This is a genomic window from Sphingosinicella sp. CPCC 101087, assembly GCF_004151485.1.
Taxonomy (GTDB): Bacteria; Pseudomonadota; Alphaproteobacteria; order Sphingomonadales; family Sphingomonadaceae; genus Allosphingosinicella.
On sequence record NZ_SBFF01000004.1, the window covers coordinates 294,486 to 319,395 of the forward strand.

Consider the following 24,910-nt stretch of genomic DNA (forward strand, 5'->3'; position numbering starts at 1 on the left):
GATCAGGGCCGGTCGCGTTCGACGACGATTTCGCCGTCGGCGATGACGTAGCGAACGTTCTTCAAGTTGGCCAAGTCGTCGAGCGGATTGCCGGCCGTCACCAGAATGTCCGCGATCTTGCCCGGTTCGACCGTCCCGAGCTTGTCTCCCATCCGCATGATCTGCGCGCCGACGCGGGTCGCGGAGGCGAGCACGTCCGCATTCGAAAGGCCGGCTTCGCGCAGATATTCCAGCTCGCGGAAATAGGCGTCCGGATAGCGTTTCTCGTTCTCGAACGGGATATCGGTTCCGACTCCGATCGGAACGCCGGCACGATGCGCTTCGCCGACCCGCTGAAGATGCTTCTCCTGATCGATCGCGAACCGCCGGGAATGGGTGTAATAGAATCCCCCCGCCGGGATCCCGGCGGGGGGATAGCCGGTCGTCAGCAGGTTGTGGAAAGCGCCGATCGTGGGCACGAAGGCGGTGCCGTGCTCGCGCATCAGCGGCACCGCGCGATCGCTCATGTGGAGCGGATGCTCCAGCGTGTCGACGCCCGCACGAATGGCGATGTCCGTGTAGGTGCCATAGCTGTCGATCGCCACGGGAACGCCCAGCGAATGCGCCTCGTCGATCGCGGCCCGGATCTCCTCCTCGCTCGCCGGGGCACTGATCTTGATCCAGTCGGCAAGGCTCCTGACCTGCTCGCGAACCGCCTCGCGCCACTCCCATGGACCATTCGCAACCCGGCGGCCACCGGTCGTCGCGCCCGAGCGCTGCCGACCGGTCGCGGTGGACGTGACCTCGTCGCCATGACCGCCGGTGCTGGCGATCAGGCCGCCGCTCCAGAAGACGCGCGGTCCACGGATGATCCGGCGGTCGACCCCCTCCTTGATGCGAAGCGCCACGTCCTGCACCGTTCCGACATCGCGCGCCGCAGTGATCCCGGCTTCGATGAGCTGCTCGGCCAAGGCGACGCCGCGTATCGCGGCCGCCGCCGGGCTGTCGGCGTAGTGCCCCATCTCGTCGCCGCGTTGCTGGGTGAAGTGAATGTGCAGATCGATCAGCCCGGGGAGGATGTGGAGGCCAGAGGCGTCGATCACTCGGGCTGCGCCCGGAGGAATCGGCGTCGACGTAGCCGGTCCGGCGGAAAGAATGCGGTCGCCCTGGAGAACCACCACCGCATTGGGGACGGGCGCGCCGCCGCGACCATCGATCAACGTTCCGCCAGCAAGGGCGATGATCGGCTCATGGCTGCGGTCGACGGGTGGGATCGGAAGCCGCCGGACATCGTCCGTCGTGTCATAGGCGCCGCGCTGCGCCGAGGCGGCCGAAGGCAGCAGCGAGAGCGCGGCAGCGATCAGGAGAAGGCGCACATTCCCGAGCACCGATCCTCTGTGACGGCTCGCCATGTCGCGCCTCCCGCTGTTGTAACCGTTTACACATGATTTAAAGCGTGATTGTGTGGCCGAGACAAGCGGTTTCTGCCGCCGCGCATCTTGCGGCCGTGGCGGGCGATCGGGACCTTTGGGAGACCCCATGAGGCAGGAGTCTATGCGGCAGATGCTCGGCGAGGCGATGCGGCTGGGGCAAGCCGGGCGCAGCGAGGCTGCCGAGAAGCTGCTGCAGCGCGTGCTGCATGCCTCGCCCGATCAGCCCGACGCCCTACAGCTGCTCGGCATGCTGGCGCGGGCGCGCGGCGCCAACCTGGAGGCGATCGCGCTGTTCGAACGATCGCTGAAGGCCAACCCGCGCCAGGCGCACGTCCTCAACAATCTCGGCAATGCGTTGCTCGAGCTCGGCCGCCATTCCGAGGCCGTGGACTCCTATCGGGCCGCCCTGCAGCTGGACCCCGGGCGCCGCGACGCGCGGACCAATCTCGGCCTCGCCTTGATCGCGTCCGGAGAGACCCGCGAAGCCTGCTCTCTCCTCCAGGCGACCGTGCGCGATTCGCCGCAGGATGCCAAGGCATGGGCGGCGCTGGGTCGCGCCTTGCGGGCGCAGTCGCGGCTCGACGAGGCGATTGCCGCCCTCGAGATCGCGCTTTCGCTCAGGCCCGCCCACGTGGCGACGATGCACAATCTCGCCGTTGCGCTGCGCCTTGCCGGACGGCCGCAAGATGCGCTTGGGCTTCTGAGGGCATGTGCGGCGGCCGATCGTAACGCACCGGAGATCAAATACAATCTCGGTCATTGCCTTCACGATCTCGGCGATCTCGCCGGGGCGATCGAGGCTTATCGCACGGCGATCGCCCTCCGGCCGGGCGACCGGGACGCGCACGCTTCGCTCAACCGCCTCTACTGGCAGCTCGGCAACGAGGACAATCATCTGCGCACTTATCGCGAGGCCCTGCGCAGCCGCCCGGCCGATGCGGGCCTGCTCGCTGACTTCGCTCATCAACTGAATCTCACCCATCGGCAGGCAGAGGCGGCGGCGTTGCTGTCCGAGGCCCTGGCGCGCGGAGTCGATGGCGCCGAGCTGCGCCATCGCCTCGCCCAGGCGCTGTGGTCGCAAGGCCGGCCGGATGAAGCCCTCACCCAGTTGGCGGCCGGACTGGTATTGGATCCGGGCAATTCGATGCTCATCCGGGAGAAGGCCCGCTCGCTCATCTTTCTCGAACGCTATGACGAGGCTCTTGCGGTGCTGGGCGACGACGAAGGCGACCAGCAGGCCCTCGCCTATCGGGGCCTTTGCTGGCACTTTCTAGGCGATCCCCGCGCGGCTCGTCTGAACGACCATGACCTTTTCGTCAGTAGCCGCGTGCTGAGCCCGCCGGCCGGGATGGGCGGCGTCCAGGCGTTCAATGCGCGCCTCGCCGCCATCCTGGGCGAGCTTCATACCATGGCCCGCCATCCGCTCGAGCAGACGCTTCGCGGCGGTACGCAGACCATCGGCGACCTGCTCGATCGGCAGATCCCCGAAATCCAGGCGGTGCGCGCGATGATCGAGGCCGACCTCGCGCGCTACATCGCCTCGCTGCCCGACGATGCCGGCCATCCCTTCCTGCGGCGCAAGTCGAACGGCTTTGCCTTTTCGGGCTCATGGTCCGTCCGGCTCGGGCGCGGCGGCTATCATATGAACCATGTCCATCCGGAGGGATGGATCAGCTCATGCTATTATGTGGCACTGCCGCCGTCGGTGGAGGACGGCGGAAGGCATTCGGGATGGCTGAAGTTCGGCGAGAGCGCGCTCGGGCTCGGCGCGCGCGAGCCTCTCGCCAGGCTGGTGCGTCCCGAGGTCGGAATGCTTGTCCTGTTCCCTTCCTATTTCTACCACGGCACGATCCCGTTCGAGGATGAGGTCGCGCGCACGACCATCGCCTTCGACGTCGTACCCCGACCCTGACCGTGATGCCGGGCGCGTGCCTAGTCGGCTGCGCCTTGGCGGTCCGCGATCCAGCGGTCGACGAGCCGTTCCAGGACACTCATGGGCACCTGGCCCTGGGCAAGGATCAGATCGTGAAAAGCGCGCACGTCGAACCGGTCGCCCAGCATGCTCTCGGCGCGGGCGCGAAGCGCCACGATCCTGAGCTCGCCCACCTTGTAGGCGACCGCACCGGCAGGCGCGCCGATATAGCGGGCGAGCTCCGTGTCGATGTTGATGTCGGCGAGCGCCGTATTCTCGACGAAGCAGTCGCGGGCCTGCTCGTAGCTCCAGCCCATCACATGGATCCCCGTATCGACGACCATCCGGCACGCTCGCCACATCTCGTTGGACAGGCTGCCAAAGGCTTCATAGGCGTCGCGGTAGACGCCCATCTCGTGGCCCAGCCTCTCGGCATAGAGAGCCCATCCCTCGCGATAGGCAAGCATGTCGCGCTGGCGCCGGAAGGCCGGCAGATCGTCATATTCGCTGGTCAGTGCGAAGTGGGTGTGGTGGCCGGGGGCCGCCTCGTGAAGCGCCAGCGAAGGTAGCTCGTACAGCGGCCGCTGGTCCAGGTGCGAGGTGTTGACGAGAAAGCGCCCCGGGAAACCACGGGCGAAATCTCCACCGCCATAACGCGCCGTCGTATAACCCTCCTCCACGTCGCGAGGGACGGGCTCGATCGTGAACGGCTGACGCGGCAGCATGCCGAAATAGCGTGGAAGCACGCCGTCGATCCGCTTCGCAACCGCGCTCGCGCGCTCGATCAGCTGCTCGCGGCTGGTCGCATAGAAGCGGGAATCGGTACGCAAAAACTCCAGCCATTGGGCGAAGCTGCCCTGGAATCCGGCCGAGGCGATGACCCTGTCCATCTCGCCGCGAATGCGTTGCACTTCTGCCAGGCCCATCTCGTGGATCTGCTCGGCGCTGAGGTCCGTCGTCGTATAGTAGCGCAAGAGGAAGTCGTAATAGGCCCGGCCCTGCGGGATCGAGGCGATACCGATCGCCGGCCGCGCGCGAGCGCGATAGGCGCCATCGATATAAGCCAGCATCTCGCGCTGCGCCGGCCGGACTTGGTTCGCGACAATGGCCGTCGCCTCGGCGATCCATGCCTCGCTTTCAGGCAGTTCCCTCAGAGGATCGAGGAGCGGATCGTCCTCGGGCCGCCGCCCGAAATGATTCCGAAGAACGCTGACCGCCACGTCCACCACGCGCTCGGGCTGTGTCCAGCCGGTGGCGACACCGCGCTCCAGATTGGCGCGCTGCTCGGCAAAATAAGCGGGAATGGCCGAAAGTCGGTCGATCCAGGCGCGTGCATCGGCCTCGTTCCGGACGATCGTCGAGCGTGCTGCGGAATAAGGCGTATTGTAGAAGCCCTCATGTGCGACGAAGGCGAAGCGGCGCTCGTCGAAGTCGATGCCTTCGATACGCCAGTCGACGAGCTGGCGTAGATAGTCGCGATTGATCGCCTCCTCGTCAGACAGCGATTGCCCCTCCGTCGCGGCGAGCGCGTCGCGCAGGGCCACGAGACCGCTCCGACGCTCGGCCATCGCGCCGGGCGTCTCGCTCGGCCACCCTTCGGGCGCGCGGGAAGGATCGGAGCGGCCCGCCTCCATTGGATATCGTTCGGTAAACCGTTCGTAGCTGGCGATGATCTCCGAAAGCTCGGTTCGAGGCGCGGCCGCAACGAGCGCGAGGGCAGCGGCCCCGAGCCCGATCGACCTGGTCAGGCGGACAATCAATCCGGCCACGCGAAGCTCCCTCCTCAGTCCGACAGATAGGCCATGGTCATCATCGCCTTCGGCAGCAGCTTCGCACCCCGGTAGAAGCGGATGGGGCTGGGCTGACGCGGGCGCACCGACAGGGCCTCCAGGTCGCCGGTCACGAGCGCCGTCGCCAGCTCGATGCCGATGGCCGTATTGATCGATATTCCGCGGCCGTTGCAGGCCTGAATCGCATAAGCTTGCTGACCGAGGTCATAGACTTCCGGCAGAAACGAGGCGTTGATCCACGCCACCCCCTCCCAGAGCACCTCGATGCCCACCGTCTCCAGCCCTTTGAAGCACTTCCCCAATCGCCGCTTCGCCTCGGCGCGAAAGGCCTCTTGTCCGGAAACGAAGTAGGATTTGGGGAAAGCCGAAATCAGACGTCCGGCGCCGTCGTAGCGCGCCGTGAAGATATAGGGAGCCTTGTCGGTGAACGCCCCGCCTTGGGGAAGGATGAGGGTACGGAGATCGCTGGACAGCGGCTCCGTGGCGAATTCGACAACCTCGAGCGGCAGAACCGAGCGGTCCATCGCCGGGTGCAACCCGGGATTGCCGCCGTTGGCCGCCAGTACGACCCGCCTCGCGCTCACCACTCCCTTGGACGTCCGCGCCTGCCAGCGATCGCCGACATAGCCGAGTGCCTCGACAGGGGTGCGGATGTGCAGCTGCGCCCCGGCCGAAGCGGCAGCCCGCGCCAGGCCGCGGACATAAGCGATGGGATTGAGCGAGCCGCCCTGCCCGAAGCGCGACGAACCGCAATAGGCCGAGGTCCCGATCATGCGCTCCGTCTCGCGCGCGTCGAGAGTGGCCACGTCGAAGCCCCGCGCGCGCCACTGTTCGGCCGCGATACGTTGCGCAGAAGCGCGGCTGGGCGTGCAGACCGGCGAATAGAATCCGTCTTGGCGGGAGTCGCAGTCGATGCCGTGCCGCGCGATGAGCTCGAAGCAGCGCTGCGCCGAGCCGCCGACGAAGCGTGTCAGCCGCTCACCGGCCGCTCGGCCCAACGCCTGGCCTACCGCATCCGGATTGTGGCGCACGAAATCGGGAGCCACCAGGCCTCCGCTCTGACCCGTGGCGCCGCTGCCCAGCTCGCCGGCCTCGACCAGGAGAACGTCGCTTCCCGCCTCCGCGAGGTGCAGCGCGGTCGAGACTCCGGCAATCCCGCCGCCGACGATCAGCACGTCCGTTTCCGCATGGCCGGCGAGCGGCTCAAGCGCCGGACCGGCCGGCGCCGTACCTTGCCACAAGGACGGAGAAGAGGCGCACGGCTCGGCCGGTGCGCTTGAGGTCCGGCTCATCCTGCCCTCGGTCCCGGGGGAGCAATGAGAAGCGTGGAGGCGGTGCCGGAAGGAAAGAACGCCCTTCCGAGGGCAAGTATCGGCTGCGATGTCATCGGACTCGATTTTCCCTGGCGCCGCGGGGATGGCGCGCATGTCGTGACTTAGGCGGCGGCCACGGCCGCGCCGGCTCTTCGGCGCGCGATGGCCACGAAGATCAGCACGACGACGAGCGCCACCGGGGTGTTCAGGATCATTGGCAACGACATCTCGTTATTGCCCACGATCGAAACGGCGATGAAGATGGCCGTGCCCTCCTGCCGCATCAGATGCTCGATCCCGATCGCGACATTCTCGCGCCTGGTGAGGCCGGCGAAGCGCACCAGGAGCATCACCAGCGTGATCATCGCCACGTTGAGCCCGACCGTGATCCAGAACAGGGCGCCGAGATTCTCGCGCAGCACCGGAATCTGATCGGCGAGGATGAAACCGAACGAGGTGAACAGGACGACCGTCGCCACGCGCTTGACGTGACCCTTGATCCAGATCGCGAAGTCCGGGCGGATCGCGCGGATCAGGAACCCCATACCGGCGGGGAGCACCGTGATGGAGAAGATGTCCCAGAAGAAGGAAGCCAGCGGCACTTCGACATTCGCTTCCACGCCCAGGAAGTGGAGGATCGCCAGGTGAGCGTAGAACGGGACGATGAAGACATAGACCATGCTGAGCAGGAGCGTCATCGACATCGACAAAGCGAGATCGCCCTTGGCCATGTCGGTGAACAAGTTGGACAGCATGCCGCTCGGCGTAGTCGCGAGGAGAATGAAGCCGACCGCCAGCGCCGGCGTGGGCGCAAGCGTCAGCGCGATGGCGAGCCCGATCAGCGGCGGCACGATCAGCATCGAGCAGAGTCCGATGATCAGAGCGCGCCTGTTGCGGAAAACCTGCCGGAAGTCGTCGGCGACCAGGGACAGCCCCATGGAAACCATGATTCCCACAAGCGCCCCCGGCAGCAGCCAGTCGCCCATGAACGCCATCAGGTCGGAATAGGACATGTGCCGGCCCCTGCGCTCAGGCTGCTTCGAAGGTGATCTGGCAGACCCCGTTCCGCCGGATCATCCGCAGGTCCGCCTGCGCTTTGGCAAGGTCCTCATCGACGATGCGCGCGCAGACGTTCGCCTGGATCCACCCGAAGGGCATCAGCAAGCGACCGCCGGAACCGTAGAATATCCCGACGTCGTAGAAGTCCCCCGGAGGCAGTCCCTGAGTGCTGCCCGCCGGGAGGTAAGCGAGAACGACATCTCCCGAGGACGGAAAGGAAGTGGCGTTCTCGGCCCTGATCTCGGGGCGCGGCATGTCGGTGGGGAGCAGGTCCGAAGGCATCGGCACGGAGAGCTCCGGACCGGTCCAAACCGCGTGCATCGCCTCGAAGGTGGCGCGCCGCGACGCCAGCTCCAGGAGGAAGGCGCAGGAAGCCGGTGCCTCCTTCTCGAGAAGGGTGCAGCGAGCGTCGAGGCCCGAAACCACCTCGGAGATTCTGATGAGGGTCATCGTTCAATCGCCCGCGTCATGGTCAGATACTCTTCCTTCTGCAGCGCGATCGGGACGTTGCCGTTCTGCCACAGAAAATCGTGGAAATGTCGCAGGCTGAACCGATCACCAAGACGGGTGCGTGCCTCGGCCAGGAAATCGAGCGTCTGCAGCTTGCCGATCTGATAGCTTATCGCCTGCCCGGGCGAAGCGGCGAAGAAGACGGCTTCTTCCTCGGCGGTGGCGCGGTCCATGGGAACGGCCGCCTCCAGATAGTCGGCAGCCTGGTCGATGGTGAAGTCGCCGAGCGCCAGCTTCACGTCGACCTCGACGCGCAGGGCCCGCAGGCGCGCAAAGCCGTAGATGATCTCCCGCGTGCGCGGCGAATCGTCGAACAGACCCGCCTGAAGCATCATCTCCTCGGCGTAGAAGCCCGTCCCTTCGTTCGCCGCGCTGTCGTAATAGTAGCGGCGTAGCGGATTGGGATGCCGCCAGCTCATCGTCAGCTGGAGGAAATGGCCCGGCACACCCTCGTGGACGATGATCGGCCGCGGATCGCGGGTGATCGAAAGGTTGAAGTAGCCGAGCGACGGCGACGGTTCCGGAAGGTAGACGGTCGCATCCTGCCCGACCCGCGCCACGCTCGTGAGGTCGAACGTCCGGCCCAGCCACCCGATCGGCGCGAGATAGGCAGGAAAGGCCATCGCTTTGTAATGTCCCGCCCAATCCGGAACGGTGAGCAGGCCCTGCGCGTCGAGGAAGGCGCGGACCCGCAGCTCCTCGGCATTCAAACGGGCGAGGACATGGTCGATCGAAGGACCGATTGGCAGCTCGGGCACGTCTCGGTTGCGGTTCCGCTCGAGCGCCTCGAACTGCACCGTGCGGGCCCATTCCTGCCTGCCCATCACCAGCAGCTCTTCCGGGCTGTAGGGATAGAGTGCGACCTGCTCGAGAAAGAAGAGGTAGGCGTCGCGACCGACGGCAGTTTCCGACGGAAGGCCGGCACGGCTCGCAACGAGGTGGTCGCGAAACCGGTCGAATGCGGCAGCGGCGCGGTCGATCGCAGCGAGCATCCGGCGCTTCTGGCCCGGGTCGGCATAGGGCTCCAGGCCGGCCGCCATGCCTTGGAGGCTCTCCGGAACGAGACCCAGCCGGGCCAGCGTCACGTCGACGAACGGGCCGCGCATGTCGTCGAGATTGGCCTTGCCCGCGGCGAGCGTCGCCGGAACTCGCTCCAGTAGCCGAATCACGCCTTCGACGCGTTCCGCGGCGACGGGCGGCGGCGGCAGGAGCAGCTCGAAGATCGGGATCAGTGCCTGATCGACATAGAATTGAGGCTGGCGGCGCCAGGCCGCGACATGGTCGAGCTCCCAGCGCACGCGCGCAAGCGCGGAGCCGACCAGCCGGTAGTCGACCCGCTCGCTGACATTGCCGGGGCTTTGCGCCAGCGCGCGCCAGCGGCCCTCATAAGCGGCCAGCTGCGCCTGCCGTGCCTGCACTGCCTCGGGAGACCAGTCCGGCACCCAGCTGTCGGGCCGGACGATGCGAGGAATGTCGTCGCTGGTGGCGGGCTGGGTACGCGCCCGCCACGCCCAGAATTCCTGCGCGAGCGCCTGCACGGGCTGCGCCGATGCCGAGCAGGCTGCGGCAAGGAGGCTGCCGGTCATGACCATGCGCAGGAGTCGCCCCAACATCTACGGGTTCGGAGTCAAATGCCGGTTGAAGAACTCGACCATCTTCTTGAACGCGAAGCGGGTCTGGGCGAGATTGTCGCTGGCCCAGGCGTGGTTGGCACCGGGCAGCGTCACCAGCTCGAACATCTGCTCGTTGGCGATCATCCGCTCGGCCAGGGCGATCGTATCCGAGTAGAGCACGACCGGGTCGCGCGTGCCGTGAATGATCATCAGTGGATCGCGGACGCCCTGCACCTGGAACAGCGGCGACTGCGCTTCGTATCGGGCGGGCATGTCCGGGCCGTCCGGCGGGCCCATGATCCACATCTGGGAGGGGTAAGCGTGCCAGACGTTCGTGGCAGGCGCGCCCGCAATGCCCGCCGCATAGACTCCCGGCTTCTTGGCCAGCGACATGATCGTCATGAGACCCCCATAGCTGGAGCCCCAGATGCCGACCCGCTGCGGGTCGACAAAGCCTTGCTCGACGAGATAGCGGACGCCGCTCTCCAGGTCGTTGATGTCCGTCTCGCCGTAGCTGTGGAGCTGGCCGTGCGTGTGGCTCCGTCCTTGGCCCCAGCTTCCCCGGATGTTGACGTTGAGAACGATGTAGCCCTGGGCGACGAAATACTGGTCGATGCCCCAGGTCGGGTGAGCGCGGCGACCGCCCCACTGGTTGCGGACGGCATCGGAATAGACCGAGCCCACGATCAGGGGATAATGCCTGGAAGGGTCATAGTTGGCGGGAAGGCTCAGCCGGCCGATCAACGGAGTCCCGTCGACATGGCTGGCAAATTCGACATAGCTGATGTCCGCCCAGGTCTGGCGGGAGAATTCCGGCTGGGGTGAACGGGTCACCTGCGCCGGCTGATCCGGCCGATCGGGATCGAGGACGAACAGTTCGGGCGGCGTCATATCGTTGGTGAAGAAGCTCGCTATGCGGCGGAAGTCGGGAGAATAAACGGGCGCGTGGGTGCCGGGCGTGCTCGGGCTCACCCGCTCGATAGCCCCGCCGGCGAGGCCGACGCGGTAGAGCTGTCGTTCCGCCAGGTGGGATTCGTTGGCAACGAAGTATACCCGCTCGCTTCGACCATCGACCGCGAAGGACTCGATTTCCCATTCACCATGGGTGATCTGCCGCGGCGCGCTTTGGGCGGTCTCCTTGTGGTAGAGATGGAGATAGCCGTCCCGGTCGGTGAGGATGATCAGCCCACGATCGCCGGGAGCCCAGGCCACCCGCCAATCCGGACGGATATGGCGTGGGTCGCGCTCCTGGTAGAAAATCTCGCGCCTCCCGCTCGCAACCTCGTAGACGTAGACCACATGCTCCTTCACCTCGAGGTCGGAGCTGTTGATGAACAGGCGACGGCCATCCTCGGAAAGGCCGAAGCCCCAGACGTGATGCTTCGGATCAGGCCGCTCGAACAGGCGTGTCTCGAGCGTCGAAAGGTTGACCGTTCCGATCTGGGTGCGCGTCGTCTCGTCGCCGGGAAAGGCGCGGATCACGCGATTGTTCTGAAGCTCGCCCTTGGCATAATGATAGATGTCGCGTTCAGGCATGGCCCGATCGTCCGACAGCTCGAAGGCGATGGTTCGGCTGTCGGAGGACCAATGATAGGACGAAACATAGACCTTCGGATCGTCTTCGCCCGCAACACGGCGCGCGCTGTCTGGGCGTGAGGCGGCCGCATCGCGGGTCCAGAGGATGCCACCGCGCGTGACCCGGTTGCGCGGATCGAAGGGGGCGCCGGAAAGAAAGGAAAGGTGGCGCCCGTCGGGGGACAAAGCGAGCTGGCGCACGGCCTGCTTGTCCTGCTCGACCGGGATAATCGCGCCGTCCGGCTCGCGGATATGAAGCTTGCCGTCCAGCGCGAAGGCGATCCGATCTCCCTGCAGGAAGACGGCCTCCGCAATCCCGCGCTTCTCGGTCTCTGGCGGCACGTCCTTCCCGAGAAAAGTGAGCCGGGTCCGTTCGCCGCTCTCCGGGACGTAGGCCCACAAGTCGCGGAAGCTGTAACCTTCGTCGTTCCAGAGAAAGAGCACCCTCTTGCCGTCGGCCGACCAGCTATAGCCTTCCGGCGTCGTGCCGATCAGGCTCCGATGCTGGTAGAGCTCGTCGATCGAGAGGCTGGTCCCCGGCACGGCCGCCGTTCCCGCCGCCCGCGCATGCGATTGGGCCTGCGCGGAGCTCGCGGGAACGATCGTGACGAGCAGCAGCAGCGCGGCCGCCGCCATGGAGAGCATGCGGTGTCTGTTCATGACGGGCTACCTGAACGATCTGCCGCTCGGAAGTCGAGTGCGTCGCATCCTAGAAGTTTGCCGTAATGCCGACGGTGAAGCGGCGGCCGATCGCATCGTAGGTCTGGCGCTCGTAGAGCTGGAAGGGCGGATCGCGGTCGAACAAATTGTCGACCGTGCCATAGAATCTGAACCGCTCGTTGATGCGGACGCTGGCGGAAAGGTCGAAATAATGGACGTCCGGGGTCTTCGGCACCGCCAGCAGCGGCGGCGCCGATCCGGTCGAGATCGCGGCGGCGAAGCGCCCGTCGGTGGCGGACCCTATGAAGCGGTGGCGCAGGGACACCTGGTAGATGTCCTGCTCCCATGTCAGGCGTTGGGTGAAGCGCCAATGCGGGTTGGCGCTGCCGCAGCTTCCTCCGCCGATATAGCCGGCGCAGTCGATCGGATTGAGAACCGGGCTGCTGGTCGTCTCATTCTCGAAGAGGTAGGCGCCGGCGAGAAAGTAGGAAAGTTCTCCATAGCGTCCGATGCCGTGCCGGTAGTCCAGGCGGAAATCGATGCCCGATGCCGTGATCTCGGCGATGTTCTGGTTGAGCAGCGGAACGTCCTGGAGCTGGCCGTCCGGCGTGCGGGTCGCAAGGGGGACGCAGAACGGGTTGGCAAGGGACAGCTCGGTCCTGCAGGCGTTGATGGTCGGCTGGAGGCCGCCGCCGAACACGGCGATCGCGTCGCTGATCTTGATGTTGTAATAGTCGACCGTGACTTGCAGGTTCGGCACGAATTCGGGGCGAATGACCGCGCCCACAGACCAGGTGTCGGAGGTTTCCTCGTGCAAGTCGGGGTTACCGCCGGTGATGGCGCGGATCTGCACATTCTCCTGCTGAAATACGTCGATCAGGCTCGCCGGAACGCCGAGTTCCATGCAGAAGGTGCGTTCGGCGGCCGTTCGGGTCGGCGTCGCATTACAGAAGTCGGTCGCGAGCGGAGCCGTGTTCGTCGCACCGGAATAAAGCTCGGTGATGTTCGGCGCGCGGACCGCTCGCTGGTACAGTCCGCGGAACTTGATGCCCCGGATCGGAGAATATTCGCCGCCCGCCTTGTAGGAGACGACCGAGCCAGCGGTCGAATAATCGGAGTAGCGGACGCCGCCTTCGAAGGCGAGCAGTTCGAAACCGGGGCGATCGGCGAGGATCGGAACGTAGATTTCGCCGAACACCTCGCTGACGTCATAGCTGCCGCCCGTCGGCTGCAGACCGGCCGAGCGGGAAATCGCCTCTCCCAGCACGTAGAGCTGGTCGGGCCTGAAGCTGGCGGATTCGCGACGATATTCCGCGCCCAGTGCTATACCCACGTCGCCGGCAGGCAGAGTGAAGAGCGACCCGGAGAGCGTTCCGCCGACCTGGGTCTGGCGGACCCGGGTCATGTTCGTCAGGTCGACGTCGTAATAGTCCACCATTTCGGGCGTGAGGGAGCCGAGGCCGAACGGATTGATGACGACGCATTTCGGATCGCCGTTGGCACAGGCATAGGGATCGTCCGGGTCGGTGAGGAACATCGCCGCAAAGCGGTCGATATAGACCCCGCCGCCCTGCTGGTCGGTGAGGTCGTTCTCGCCATGGTTGAAGAAGACCTCCCAGTTCAGGCGATCGGTGAGGCCGCCCCTCAGGCCGATCACGCCGCGCCAGAAGTCGCGCTGCTGGTCGCTGGTGCGCGGACCGGATTCGAGCACTCGGCGGTTGATGTTGAGCGGGACCAGCCCGTCGCCGTCCCCGTCCAGGCTGGCGCTCAGGAAATCGCGCAGGGAAGGATCGAGATAGGGGTTGCGCAGGTCGAGCTGGAAACCCGGGATGAAGCCGGAACTGCTCATCGGCAGCGGGCCGAGGGCCGACTTCACCCGGTTGCGCGCATAGGTGCCTTCCCAGAAAAAGGTGACGCCATCGGTGACGTCATAGTGGCCAAGCACCGCGCCCTGGATTCGTTCGAGCGGGAGCTGGAGATTGTTGAACGGACGGTCGTTGAAGCCGTCACTGGTCCGGTAGGCGCGCCACCCTTCCTCGGCAAAGAAGATGCCTTGAGGGCCGATCACATTGCCGAACTGATCGGTACGGCCGACCAGGGCAGGCGAGAAGATGGTGCCTTGCGGGGTTACCGCATTTCCGCCGGGGACGAGCACGCCGACGCCGTTCTGGACCGAGTCGACCAGGAATTCGGTCGCATGGTCGCGCGCCGAAGCGAAGGTCTGCTCACGCTTGAAGTAGTTGGCATAGAAGACGATGTTGCCGCGACCTTCGGCGAAGTTCCCGCCGACGGTCAGGTCGACATTGTAGCGGGCCGAGTCGCCGCGCTCGGAGATCCCGGCCTGGGCGCCGATCTCCACGCCCTCGAAATCGTCCTTCATCACGAAGTTGACGACGCCCGCCATGGCGTCAGAGCCGTAGACGGCAGAGGCGCCGCCGGTGACGACGTCGATGCGCTCGATCAGCGCCGGCGGAATCAGGTTGATGTCGACCACCCCGTCCTCGCCCGAGCCGACTATCCGACGGCCGTTCATCAGGACGAGCGTACGCACCGTACCGAGGTTGCGAAGGTTGACCGTCGCGGTTCCGTTGCCGGGATTGTTCGACTGAGAGCCGAAGCCTGCCGTGAACTGCGGCATCGAGTTCAGGATCTGCTCGGTTTCGTTGGCCGCGGTCAGCTGGATTTCCTCCGCGCTGATCACGTTGACCGGGCTGTTGGAGACAATGTCCGGCCGCGGAATGCGCGAGCCGGTGATGACGATCGAATCCTCTGCCCCGGGCTGGCTCGCGGCCGATTCGGCAGCGATCGCGTCGTCGGCCGTCTGGGCGACCGCCGCTTCGGCGGCGAATGCCGCGAGGATGATCGCCGTGCCGTCCCTGAGAGACCTGCGCCTCGCCATAACCCCCTTCGATCCCATGGTCTTGCTCCTCCCGCCGCAGCGACAAACCGTTTTTGAGTGAAGATATGCGTGATTTTGAGCATAACTGGAGCAGGCAATCAAGCGGGTTCGACACAAAAGTGAAAAATTGACGACATTCTGGCGTTGCGGGGGCACCATGCGGCCGAGCAAAGATCGCTCGAATCGGTGAGGCGACAGTATCGCTACGCGGCAAATTCCTGGACCTCTCCGAACCTTCAAAGCGGCCAGTTGGCGCCTGGCGAGAGGTTGACGACCGCGCAAAACTGAAACAATGTCCAAAATCACATGATTCAGTCGCGTATGTCGACATCGCATGCAGACTGCGCCGCCGCCCGGCGCGGCAGAGGAGGACAGATGCTAAAGGGAACGGGTCTATTCGCCGCCTTGCTGTTGGCGGGGTGCGCGGCGCTCGCGCCGTCGGCCGCCGTCGCGACGGAAGCGAATGCGCAGACCGCACCCGACCCGGCCGGCCCGCCCCGAGGGCCCGGCAGCTACGAAGACTTCGTCGCCTTCTTTACCGAATTCCACGAATGGCGGTCGTCACGTCCGGCCGACGGGGTGGTCGACTATAGCCCTGCGGCCGTCGATCGGCGCCGCGAGCAGCTTCGGGCTTTTCAGGCGCGACTGCCCGCTTTTTCGGTCGCGACCTGGGACCGTCACAAGCAGGTCGACTATCTCGCCGTCCGTGCGCAGCTCGACCTGGAGGATTTCACGCTCAACGTCACCAAGCCGTGGGCGCGTGATCCCGGCATGTATATCGACGAGATTCAGCGTCTCGCCTACACCGAACTGCCGCTCCAGGGGGACGAGCTGGCGACGTTCCGGACCCGACTGAGCCGCATTCCCGCTTATCTGGCCCAGGCCAGGGTCAATCTCGATTCCGTGGCGGGCGATTATGCCGATCTCGCTCTGCACAATCTCTCCAACGGCGATGGCGTGGGCCACGGCATGCCCTACCGGGCGGTGGAGCCGGAAGGCCTGATCGGCTGGTTCGCGGATTTGCGCGAGCGGGCCGAACGGCAGCAGCCGGAGCTGGTCGCCGATATCCGGGCTGCCGAGGAGGCAATCGAGCAATATCGCCAGTGGTTGGTGGCCAACCGGCCCCGCATGACCGGACAGGCCGGCGTGGGACGGGCGGCCTATGACTGGTTTGTGACCAACGTCCGCCTGATGCCTTATACGTCGGACGAGATCGTCGTGCTCGCCCAGCGCGAGCTGGAGCGTCACTGGGCCTTCTATACCGCCGAGCGGCATCGCAACCGCAATCTTCCCGAGCTCGAGCTGGCCCGTTCCGAGGAGGAATATGAAGCGCAGCTTGCCGGGACCGACGCGATGATCCGACGTTGGCTGGTCGAGGAGGAGATCCTTAGCGTCCCCGACTATATGCCCAAGACTTACCAGGAGATGGGCTACAACGCGCCGTGGATCGTTCGCCCAGATGGGCCGATGTTCTGGGAGCAGGTCCAGTTCCGCGACGCGTCACCCGACCACCTGCACGCCACGTTCCCCGGCCACCGGTTCGACGGGCATGCGGCTCGGCGGATCCAGCACCCGATCCGTGCCCATGTCCAGGACAGCGGACGCACGGAAGGTTGGGGATTCTATCTCGAGGAAATGGCGCTCCAGCTCGGCTTGTTCGACGAGCGGCCCCGCACGCGCGAGCTCATCTACATCTTCGGGCTGTTCCGCGCCGCCCGGACGATCGGCGACGTGAAGATGCAGCGCAACGAGATGAACGTCGAGCAGGTAATGAATTTCTGGAAGGAATGGACACCCTATCTCGACGACAATGTCGCCCGGGTGGATGCGGCCATCTACCTGCGCCGCCCGCCGGGGTACGGGATGACCTACACGATCGGAATGATGCAGCTCCAGCGGCTCCTCGTCGATCGACGCCGGCAGCTCGGCGATGATTTCTCGCTGCGCGATTTCCACGATTATCTGATGAGCGCCGGCCGCCTTCCCGTATCGTTGCTGCGATACGACCTCACCGGCCACGATGACGAGGTCGCGCGGCTCTGGGATCATAGACCGCTGACACAGCTCGAACTCGATTGAGCCCGACCCTTCGTCGACCACCCCGAGCAGCAGTCCAACCCCGGAGCCCCAATCGATGAAATGGCCGTCAAGGCGCCTGATTCAAAGCTCGAGGAAGAGCTTTGGCATGTACGAGCAGGCTGCGCAGCTCGAGTCCGCGGGCCTGGACCTCATCCACCTCGAATTCGGCCGCCCGCACGCCGACACCCCCGTACACATCAAGGATGCGGTCAAGGACGCGCTCGATGCCGGCATCGTCCACTATGGCGACTTTCGGGGCACGCTTGGCTTGCGCGAGGCTCTGGCGGCCAAGCTGCGCGACTTCAACGGGCTCGACTATGGGCTCGACGAGATACTCGTCACCAACGGCCTCACCCACGGGTCCTTCGCCGCCTTCATGGCCGCGATCGATCCGGGCGACGAGGTCATCCTGCTCGAGCCCTATTATCCGCAGCATATCGGCAAGACCGAACTGGCGGGTGGGCGCGTCGTCACCGCACCGCTCGATGCCGCCAACGATTTCGCGATATCGAAGGAAGCCATCGCGGCCAGGATCACGCCCCGCACCCGGATGATCGTGCTCGTCAATCCGGCGAATCCGACCGGCCGGGTCTATTCTCGCGAAGAACTTCAGCATGTCGCCGACCTTGCGATCGCGAACGATCTGCTGGTCCTGTCGGACGAGGTCTACGAATATATCACCTACGACAAGGCCGAGCATGTCAGCATCGCCAGCCTTCCCGGCATGCGCGAGCGCACGATCACCTGTTTCGCCTTCACCAAGGCCTATTCGATGGACGGCTGGCGGATCGGCTATCTTTCCGCCGACGCGAAGCTGATCCCGGCCATCCTGCGGATCATCATGACCGACGTGACGCATGTGAACGTCTTCGTCCAGGAAGGGGCCCTGGCCGCGGTGGCCGGTCCGCAGGCGCCGATGCAGGAGATGGTCGAGCAGGACCGGCGCAAGCGCGACCTGGTCGTGCGTGCGCTCAACCAGATGCCCGGAGTCACCTGCCGCGCGCCGGAAGGCACGATCTACGCCTTTCCCGACATAAGCGGCACCGGGCACAGCTCGGAAGCGCTCGCCATGGCGATCCTGAACGAGGCGCATGTCGTGACGGAAGCGGGGTCCTTCTACGGACCCGCGGGCGAAGGGCATTTGCGTATCTGCTTCGGCTCGGAATCCGAGGCGCGGGTGAGCGAGGCGATGGAAAGGCTGAGCCGCTTCTTCAACCGGCTCTGACGGGAGGGGACGGTTCGAGGCGCCCATGGCCGCGGCAATGGAGTGATGGAGATGATTCGGATCGAACGCCTGAAGCTGGGGGCGGCCCTGCTGGCGCCGACGCTGCTGCTGGGTGCGTCTCCGGCCGCTGCGGCCCCGACGCCACCCGCCTCCTCCGGCGCAGCGCGGGCCGCGGCCTCCGAGGCCGAGCCGGCCGGGTATCGTGCGCTCGTCTCGCTATACGATGAATTTCGCGCCTTCGTGCCGCCGCCGGTCCGCGACGGCGTTCCGGATTACTCGCCGGCCGCCATGGCCGAGCAACAAGCCGGCCTGCGCCGCTTCATGGAGCGGTTGCGAGCCATCGACGACAGCAGCTGGCCGATCCCGCTGAGAGTCGATTACATGCTGGTGCTCGCCGAGATGCGGGGCCTGGAGTTCCAGCACCGGGTGGTCGAGCCGTGGAAGCGCGATCCGGCCTTTTACAGCACCACCAATCTCGGCTTCGGACCGAAGATGCATGGCGCATTCGGCATCCCCCAGCTGCCGATGCCGGCGGACCAGGTCGCCGCCCTCGCCGAGCGGCTGAACGCGGTCCCCGAAGCGCTTCGCCAGGCAAGGGCGAATCTCACCGACCCGCGCGGCGACCTCGCCCGGCTGGGGATCCAGCAGAAGCGGATCGAGGTGAACGTCTTCACCCGGCTCGCCGAAGACGCGCGGACCCACCATCCGGAGCTGGTCGCCCCGTCCCTCGGCGCCCGCGCTGCCGCCGCGGAGTTTCTGGCCTGGCTGGAGAGCATCGAAGCGACCCTGCCGCCCCACGGCGGCGTCGGAGCCGAGAATTACGACTGGTACCTGCGCCACGTGCTGCTGCTGCCGTTAACCGCCAAGGAGATCGAGACGATCGGCGAGCGCGAATATCAGCGCATGATCGCCTTCCTTCGGATCGAGGAGCACCGGAATCGGGGGCTGCCGGAGCTGCCGATGGTCCGCACGCGCGCGGAGTTCGACGCGAAGCGGGCGCAGGAGGATGAGGATCTGCTTGCCTTTCTCAGGGAAGGAGAGTGGGTGACCATTCCGGACTATGTCCGGCACGATCCGGAGGAGGGGCCTTATATCCTGCCGGCGGAGAGAGATCCGAGCCGGCCCGGCCTCTTCGACGATCCGGAGAACGTCCACTTCTTCTTCCAGACCGAGTTTCGCGACGGCCTGCCCCTGCGGGCGCACAACCTTCCCGGCCACGCCTTCGACCAGCTCCAGTCGGCGCGGGACGAGCGGCCGATCCGCGGAAAGCGCCGCCTGTTCTTCGTCGACGGCCTGCGCAACGAAGGCTGGGCCTTCTATCTGGAGGAGTTGATCCTGCAGGCAGGCCTCCTGGACGACCGGCCGCGCACGCGCGAGATCGACTATATCCTCGGCGCCAAGCGGGCCGCCCGCTTGCTGCCGGAGCTGCGCATGCAGGCGAACGAATGGACCTGGGCCGAGGCGAACGCCTCGCTGGTCAGCCGCACGCCGCGCTGGATGGAGCCGGGCGACGCGATCGCGCAGTTCGATATCGAGCTCTACCTGCGCCAGCCCGGCTACGGCATCGGCTATCATATCGGCAAGGTGGAGCTGGAGAGGCTGCTCGCCGAACGCTCGATGCAGCTCGGGGATTCCTTTGACCTTCGGGCCTTCCACGATCAGTTCCGCGCGTCCGGCGCCATCCCGATCTCGCTCATCCGCTGGGAAATGACCGGCCGCGACGACGAGATCGGCGCCCTGCGCGGCGACTTCTGATCCGGCGCTCAGCCTTCGCCGGGCGGCTGACCGAGATTGTCGTGCAGGCGGTTCAGGCTCGCGATCAGCTGTTCGAACTCCCGCCGCGAGAAGCCCTTGATCACCCGCTTGTACACCGGAGCCGTGACCGCGCGCGCGACGGCGAGCTTTTCCTCGCCGTGCGCGCTCAGGCGCACCTCGGTGACCCGAGCGTCGTCCGCCAGCGGCTTGCACTCGGTGAGGCCGTCCCGCGTCATCCTCTGGATGATCCGGGTCATGGTCGAGATGTTGATGACGCCGGCCTGCGCGATCTCGGCAATGCCGCGAGGCGCGCGCTCGCCCAGGATCATCAGGACGCGCCAGGTCGGAATGTCGATTCCAAGCTTCCTCAGCTCGGCGCCGATGATCGCATTGTAGCGGCTGACGACCCGGTTCAGCAGGTAGAAGGGATATTGGTCGAGCGTGAAGGAGCTGCGACCCGGATCCCCCAATTCGCGCGGATCGTCCATTGCACTCCACCAAGGTCGCCGTTCGCGGCTACCTGCCCGCCCAGGTTCGCGCAAGGTCATATAATGGTTGCACGTGCAAGTAATATATGTCAGCCTCGCGAAGGTCGATAGGAGACGGAAAATGCCAAGCCTGGCCTTGCAGGACTTTGCTTCAGCTGTCGCTTCGGGAGCCATCCGAACGGTCGATCTCACCCAGACGCTTTCGCCCGATACGCCGACTCTCGTGCTGCCGCCGGAATTCGGCCAATGTGCCGCGTTCAGCCAGGAGGAGATCTCCCGCTACGATGAGCGGGGAGTCGCGTGGTACTGGAACAATTTCACCGTCAGCGAGCATACGGGTACGCACTTCGACGCGCCGATCCACTGGGTGACGGGCCGCGACCTCGCCGACAATTCGGTCGACACGATCCCGGCAGCCGACTTCGTCGCTCCGGCGGTGGTGATCGACATCTCGCGCAAGGCGGCGGAGGATCCCGACTATCTGCTGACCGTCGCGGACATCGAGGCGTGGGAAGCGGAGCACGGGCGGATACCGCCGCGTGCCTGGGTGCTGCTGCGCACCGACTGGTCCAAGCGCTCGGTCGAGGATTATGTGAACAGGCGCGAAGACGGTGCACACACGCCGGGTCCGTCCGCCGAGGCGGTACGCTTCCTCATCGAGGCGCGCGACGCCCACGGCCTGGGCGTCGAGACGATCGGCACCGACGCCGGTCAGGCGCACCGGCTCGATCCGCCCTATCCGGCGCATGCGCTCTTCCACGGCGCTGGCCGATACGGGCTTCAATGCCTCGAGAATCTCGACCAATTACCGCCTACCGGCGCCGTCCTCGTCGCCGCGCCGCTCAAGATCCGGGGCGGCTCGGGCAGCCCCTTGCGGGTCCTCGCCTTCGTCGAGACATAGGTCGTGGCGGAGCGCTCCTTCGCAAGCGAGGTCGAGAAGCTTCGCCTGGGTGCCGGTGAGCGCTTTCACGGGGAGGGGATTCTCGCCGTCACCAAGGCCTTGCTGCAGGCGGGCGTGGCCTATGTCGGCGGCTATCAGGGTTCGCCCATCTCCCACTTGATGGACGTATTCGCCGACGCCAATTCGCTCCTGGAGGAGCTCGGCGTCCATTTCGAATCGAGCGCGAGCGAGGCCTCGGCGGCCGCCATGCTCGCGGCCTCGGTCAACTATCCCCTGCGCGGCGCGGTGGCGTGGAAGTCGGTCGTCGGAACCAACGTGGCGTCCGACGCCCTCTCCAACGTCGCCTCGGGCGGGGTCACCGGCGGAACGCTCGTCATCGTCGGCGAGGATTATGGCGAAGGCTCCTCGATCATGCAGGAGCGGACCCACGCCTTCGCCATGAAATCCCAGATGTGGCTCCTCGACCCGCGCCCCAGCCATCGACTCATCGTCGACCTCGTGGAGCGCGCGTTCGAACTTTCGGAGGCTTCGAACACGCCGGTGCTGTTCGAGCTTCGGGTGCGCGGTTGCCATCAGACGGGCAGCTTCATCGCCCGCGACAACAAGCGCCCGCCGATGACGGTCGGAGAGGCGGCCGCCAATCCCCGCCGCGACCTCGACCGCATCGTCCTTCCCCCTGCCAACTTCCTCCATGAAACCGAAAAGGTGGAGAAGAGGTGGCCCGCGGCGATCGACTTCATCCGAAGGCACGCGCTCAACGAGCGTTTCGGGGCGAACCGGTCAGACGTCGGGATCATCGTCCAGGGCGGTCTTTTCAACTCGCTCAACCGAGCGCTCGAACTCGTCGGCCTTTCCGATGCCTTCGGCAATGCCAGCCTGCCCCTTTACGTCCTCAACGTCACCTATCCACTCATTCCGGACGAGGTGGAGCGCTTCTGCGCAGGCAAGAAGGCCGTGCTCCTGCTCGAAGAGGGGCAACCGGAGTTCATCGAGCATGAGCTGAATACCATCGTACGACGCGCCGACCTTCAGACGAGGATCGTGGGGAAGGAGCTGCTGCCGCGCGCCGGAGAGTATGTCGCGGCGGTCATTCTGGACGGCGTTTCCGCCTTCCTGAGGAAATGGGCGCCCGATATCGCCCCGACGGAAGAAAGCCGCGACGAGCCGGCCCTGGCGCCCGCACTGGTGCCCGCCCGCCCGGCCGGCCTGTGCACCGGCTGTCCCGAACGACCGGTCTTCTCCGCGATGAAACTGCTACAGAAGGAGATGGGCGACTTCCACGTGTCGGCCGATATCGGCTGCCACCTCTTCTCCATCCTCCCGCCCTTTCACATCGGCAACACGACGATGGGCTATGGGCTCGGAACGGCTGGCGCTTCGGCCTTCAAGCCGGGGGACCGGCGAGCCATCGCGATCATGGGCGACGGGGGATTCTGGCACAACGGGCTGACCTCCGGAATCGGAAACGCCGTCTTCAACGGCGACGACAATCTCACCGTCATCATCGACAACGGCTATTCGGCGGCGACCGGGGGCCAGGATCTGCTGTCCTCGCGGGCCGACAACCGCATCCGCCGCACCAAGCATCCGATCGAGAGGGCCGTCCGCGGTATCGGCGTCAGCTCAGTAAGCACCATCACGCGCACCTATGACGTTGCCGGCATGCGAGACGCGCTTCGCCGGGCGCTGACCAGCAAGGAAAAGGGGCCCAAGGTCCTCATCGCCCAGTCGGAGTGCCAACTGAATCGGCAGCGCCGGGTCAAGCCGGCCACGGCCAGAGCGATCCGGGAAGGCCGGCGGGTCGTTCGCGAACGCTTCGGCGTCGATCCGGACACCTGCACCGGCGATCATAGCTGCATCCGCCTGTCCGGCTGTCCGTCGCTGACGATCCGCCCCAATCCGGATCCCCTACGCGACGATCCCATCGCTCATGTCGACAATAGCTGCGTCGGCTGCGGCGTCTGCGGCGAGGTGAGCCACGCGGCGGTCCTGTGCCCGTCATTCTACAAGGCGGATATCACGATCAACCCGACGGCGGCGGACCGGATGAAGGCGCGAATCCGGCGTTTCGTCATCGGACTGTGGCAGCGCCGCTCGGCCAGAGCCCTCGCGGCGCGTGCCTTCTGAGGACGGGATGGTGAGCAGAGACCCCCGGCGCGAGCGGATCACGATCGCCATCCTCGCACTGGGCGGTCAGGGGGGCGGCGTGCTCGCCGACTGGATCGTGGCCCTTGCGCAGCAAGAAGGCTTTGTCGTGCAGGCAACCTCGGTTCCCGGCGTGGCGCAGCGGACGGGATCGACCGTCTATTATGTCGAGCTGTTGCCGGCAGACGCCGCCGAGAGCCGTGAGCCGGTCCTGGCACTGATGCCGGCGCCCGGTGACGTCGACATCGTCATCGCCTCCGAGCTGATGGAAGCGGGAAGGGCCATCCTTCGCGGCTTCGCGACGGACCGTACGGTCCTCATCGGCTCCACCCACCGGGTCTATTCCATCTCGGAAAAATCCGCGCTAGGCGACGGGCGGGCGAGCAGCGAGCGAATCCTCGAAGCGGCGAAGACGCGCTGCGCGCGCTTCATCGGTTTCGACATGGAGGAGATCGCCTCGCGTGCCGGAAGCGTCATCAGCTCCGTCATGTTCGGCGCGCTGGCCGCGAGCGGCGCCCTGCCCTTCCCCCGTAATGCATTCGAGAAGGCCATCAGGTCCGGGGGCAAAGGCGTGGAGGCGAGCCTGGCAGCGTTCGCCGCCGGCTTCGAAGCGGCCGACGCCGCACCCCAGGCAGCGCGGACCGAACGCACCGCGCTTGAACCCACGACGCCCGCCGGGGCGGCCCTGGCGGATCGCATCGCGCGACAGCTGCCTGCGCCGGCTCAAGGCGTCGCGCGCGAGGGCGCCAGGCGGCTGATGGAGTATCAGGATCGTCGATATGCCGAGCTCTATCTCGATCGCCTCGATTCGGTGCTCGCGGTCGACTCCGCATCCGGAGCCTGGCGGCTGACGACGGCCGCCGCGAAATATCTCGCGCTCTGGATGAGCTACGAGGACGTGATTCGGGTCGCCGACCTCAAGGTTAGGGAGAGCCGCTTCGAGCGCGTGCGGGAAGAGGTTCGGGCGCCGCACGGCGCAATTCTCGAGCTCACCGAATATATGCACCCGCGCCCGCAGGAGATCTGCGAAATGTTGCCGGCGAGCCTCGGTCGGCGCTTGCGCGGGAGCCGCCGGGCGCAGCGCCTGCTCGGGAGATTGTTCTCGAAGGGGCGTCATGTCAGGACGACGAGCCTTAGCTGGTTCTTCGTCCTCGCTTTTCTCGCAAGTCTCAGGTCGATCCGCCCCCGAACGCTTCGCTATGTCGTCGAACAGCAGCGGATCGACGAATGGCTCGCGCTGGCGCGTTCCGCGGCCGCCGCCGGCCGATACGAGGCGGCGCTGGAGCTCGTCGAATGCCAACGCCTCATCAAGGGCTATGGCGACACCCACGAGCGGGGACTGGCAAGCTACCGAACGATCGTGGAACATTGGCCCGCCCTTCAGGCGAGGGTGGATGCAGCCGCAAGCCTGAGGCGCCTGCGCGAGGCCGCCCTCGCGGACGAGGATGGACGTGAACTGTCCGAGGCGCTGCGCCTGATCGCCGCCTGAGTGGTCGGCTCTAGAAGGCGGCGAGGCCGGTGATGGCCCGGCCGAGGATCAGGGCGTGGACGTCGTGGGTGCCTTCGTAGGTGTT

At 65.9% G+C, this 24,910-nt stretch carries 16 protein-coding genes; 7 read left to right on the forward strand and 9 right to left on the reverse strand.

The window, feature by feature from the left end:
• Positions 1 to 2: 2 nt before the first annotated feature.
• On the reverse strand, positions 3 to 1,391 hold the full coding sequence (locus tag EKM57_RS08675; RefSeq protein ID WP_165357287.1) for an amidohydrolase family protein: 1,389 nt from the start codon (positions 1,389 to 1,391) through the stop codon (positions 3 to 5).
• Positions 1,392 to 1,518: 127 nt separating this feature from the next.
• Between EKM57_RS08675 and EKM57_RS08680 the strand changes: the two genes are divergently transcribed.
• Positions 1,519 to 3,324: a tetratricopeptide repeat protein gene (locus EKM57_RS08680; RefSeq protein ID WP_129792088.1), complete on the forward strand. Its 1,806-nt coding sequence runs from the start codon at positions 1,519 to 1,521 to the stop codon at positions 3,322 to 3,324.
• Between the two features lie 20 nt (positions 3,325 to 3,344).
• Here the strand turns inward: EKM57_RS08680 and EKM57_RS08685 are convergent, their stop codons facing one another.
• The 7 genes from EKM57_RS08685 to EKM57_RS08715 form a co-directional block, all read right to left on the reverse strand.
• On the reverse strand, positions 3,345 to 5,093 hold the full coding sequence (locus EKM57_RS08685) for a DUF885 family protein (protein ID WP_129792089.1): 1,749 nt from the start codon (positions 5,091 to 5,093) through the stop codon (positions 3,345 to 3,347).
• Between the two features lie 14 nt (positions 5,094 to 5,107).
• Positions 5,108 to 6,406 (reverse strand): FAD-binding oxidoreductase, encoded by a 1,299-nt coding sequence (locus tag EKM57_RS08690; protein ID WP_165357288.1) that lies wholly within the window; start codon positions 6,404 to 6,406, stop codon positions 5,108 to 5,110.
• A 143-nt stretch (positions 6,407 to 6,549) separates the two neighbouring features.
• Positions 6,550 to 7,440, reverse strand: coding sequence for a bile acid:sodium symporter family protein (locus tag EKM57_RS08695; RefSeq protein WP_129792091.1), 891 nt, complete (start codon positions 7,438 to 7,440; stop codon positions 6,550 to 6,552).
• A gap of 16 nt (positions 7,441 to 7,456) precedes the next feature.
• On the reverse strand, positions 7,457 to 7,936 hold the full coding sequence (locus tag EKM57_RS08700) for a DUF3830 family protein (protein WP_129792092.1): 480 nt from the start codon (positions 7,934 to 7,936) through the stop codon (positions 7,457 to 7,459).
• Positions 7,933 to 9,609: a DUF885 family protein gene (locus EKM57_RS08705; RefSeq protein WP_129792093.1), complete on the reverse strand. Its 1,677-nt coding sequence runs from the start codon at positions 9,607 to 9,609 to the stop codon at positions 7,933 to 7,935. Before EKM57_RS08705 ends, EKM57_RS08700 begins: the two co-directional genes overlap by 4 nt.
• Positions 9,610 to 11,844, reverse strand: coding sequence for a prolyl oligopeptidase family serine peptidase (locus tag EKM57_RS08710; protein ID WP_129792094.1), 2,235 nt, complete (start codon positions 11,842 to 11,844; stop codon positions 9,610 to 9,612). It abuts the gene before it with no gap.
• 49 nt (positions 11,845 to 11,893) lie between these two features.
• Complete coding sequence (locus tag EKM57_RS08715; RefSeq protein WP_165357290.1) at positions 11,894 to 14,761, reverse strand: TonB-dependent siderophore receptor; 2,868 nt, start codon at positions 14,759 to 14,761, stop codon at positions 11,894 to 11,896.
• 357 nt (positions 14,762 to 15,118) lie between these two features.
• Between EKM57_RS08715 and EKM57_RS08720 the strand changes: the two genes are divergently transcribed.
• The 3 genes from EKM57_RS08720 (at position 15,119) to EKM57_RS08730 (ending at position 19,802) form a co-directional block, all read left to right on the forward strand.
• Positions 15,119 to 16,822: a DUF885 family protein gene (locus EKM57_RS08720; RefSeq protein ID WP_165357292.1), complete on the forward strand. Its 1,704-nt coding sequence runs from the start codon at positions 15,119 to 15,121 to the stop codon at positions 16,820 to 16,822.
• Between the two features lie 106 nt (positions 16,823 to 16,928).
• Positions 16,929 to 18,047, forward strand: a complete 1,119-nt coding sequence (locus tag EKM57_RS08725) for a pyridoxal phosphate-dependent aminotransferase (protein WP_206185354.1) — start codon at positions 16,929 to 16,931, stop codon at positions 18,045 to 18,047.
• A gap of 51 nt (positions 18,048 to 18,098) precedes the next feature.
• Positions 18,099 to 19,802 carry a DUF885 family protein gene (locus EKM57_RS08730; RefSeq protein WP_165357294.1) on the forward strand — a complete coding sequence of 568 codons (1,704 nt, stop codon included), beginning with the start codon at positions 18,099 to 18,101 and terminating at the stop codon, positions 19,800 to 19,802.
• 8 nt (positions 19,803 to 19,810) lie between these two features.
• Here the strand turns inward: EKM57_RS08730 and EKM57_RS08735 are convergent, their stop codons facing one another.
• Positions 19,811 to 20,290 carry a MarR family winged helix-turn-helix transcriptional regulator gene (locus tag EKM57_RS08735; protein ID WP_129792099.1) on the reverse strand — a complete coding sequence of 160 codons (480 nt, stop codon included), beginning with the start codon at positions 20,288 to 20,290 and terminating at the stop codon, positions 19,811 to 19,813.
• Positions 20,291 to 20,411: 121 nt separating this feature from the next.
• Between EKM57_RS08735 and EKM57_RS08740 the strand changes: the two genes are divergently transcribed.
• Genes EKM57_RS08740 through EKM57_RS08750 form a run of 3 tightly spaced genes read left to right on the forward strand, consistent with a single transcriptional unit; the run spans position 20,412 to position 24,825 of the window.
• The gene (locus EKM57_RS08740; protein ID WP_129792100.1) at positions 20,412 to 21,191 is read left to right on the forward strand and encodes a cyclase family protein; all 780 of its coding nucleotides are present in this window, start codon (positions 20,412 to 20,414) and stop codon (positions 21,189 to 21,191) included.
• A gap of 3 nt (positions 21,192 to 21,194) precedes the next feature.
• The gene (locus tag EKM57_RS08745) at positions 21,195 to 23,318 is read left to right on the forward strand and encodes an indolepyruvate ferredoxin oxidoreductase subunit alpha (RefSeq protein WP_129792101.1); all 2,124 of its coding nucleotides are present in this window, start codon (positions 21,195 to 21,197) and stop codon (positions 23,316 to 23,318) included.
• Between the two features lie 10 nt (positions 23,319 to 23,328).
• Positions 23,329 to 24,825 (forward strand): indolepyruvate oxidoreductase subunit beta family protein, encoded by a 1,497-nt coding sequence (locus tag EKM57_RS08750; protein WP_243450955.1) that lies wholly within the window; start codon positions 23,329 to 23,331, stop codon positions 24,823 to 24,825.
• The last annotated feature ends 85 nt before the right edge of the window (positions 24,826 to 24,910 follow it).

Bases quoted from the DNA above. Each gene is read 5' to 3' on its own strand.
- EKM57_RS08675 (WP_165357287.1), bottom strand. From the start codon at position 1,391: ATGGCGAGCCGTCACAGAGGATCGGTGCTCGGGAATGTGCGCCTTCTC.
- EKM57_RS08700 (WP_129792092.1), bottom strand. From the start codon at position 7,936: ATGACCCTCATCAGAATCTCCGAGGTGGTTTCGGGCCTCGACGCTCGC.
- EKM57_RS08695 (WP_129792091.1), bottom strand. From the start codon at position 7,440: ATGTCCTATTCCGACCTGATGGCGTTCATGGGCGACTGGCTGCTGCCG.
- EKM57_RS08730 (WP_165357294.1), top strand. From the start codon at position 18,099: ATGATTCGGATCGAACGCCTGAAGCTGGGGGCGGCCCTGCTGGCGCCG.
- EKM57_RS08715 (WP_165357290.1), bottom strand. From the start codon at position 14,761: ATGGGATCGAAGGGGGTTATGGCGAGGCGCAGGTCTCTCAGGGACGGC.
- EKM57_RS08680 (WP_129792088.1), top strand. From the start codon at position 1,519: ATGAGGCAGGAGTCTATGCGGCAGATGCTCGGCGAGGCGATGCGGCTG.
- EKM57_RS08705 (WP_129792093.1), bottom strand. From the start codon at position 9,609: ATGTTGGGGCGACTCCTGCGCATGGTCATGACCGGCAGCCTCCTTGCC.
- EKM57_RS08720 (WP_165357292.1), top strand. From the start codon at position 15,119: ATGCTAAAGGGAACGGGTCTATTCGCCGCCTTGCTGTTGGCGGGGTGC.
- EKM57_RS08725 (WP_206185354.1), top strand. From the start codon at position 16,929: ATGTACGAGCAGGCTGCGCAGCTCGAGTCCGCGGGCCTGGACCTCATC.
- EKM57_RS08690 (WP_165357288.1), bottom strand. From the start codon at position 6,406: ATGAGCCGGACCTCAAGCGCACCGGCCGAGCCGTGCGCCTCTTCTCCG.
- EKM57_RS08740 (WP_129792100.1), top strand. From the start codon at position 20,412: ATGCCAAGCCTGGCCTTGCAGGACTTTGCTTCAGCTGTCGCTTCGGGA.
- EKM57_RS08710 (WP_129792094.1), bottom strand. From the start codon at position 11,844: ATGAACAGACACCGCATGCTCTCCATGGCGGCGGCCGCGCTGCTGCTG.
- EKM57_RS08735 (WP_129792099.1), bottom strand. From the start codon at position 20,290: ATGGACGATCCGCGCGAATTGGGGGATCCGGGTCGCAGCTCCTTCACG.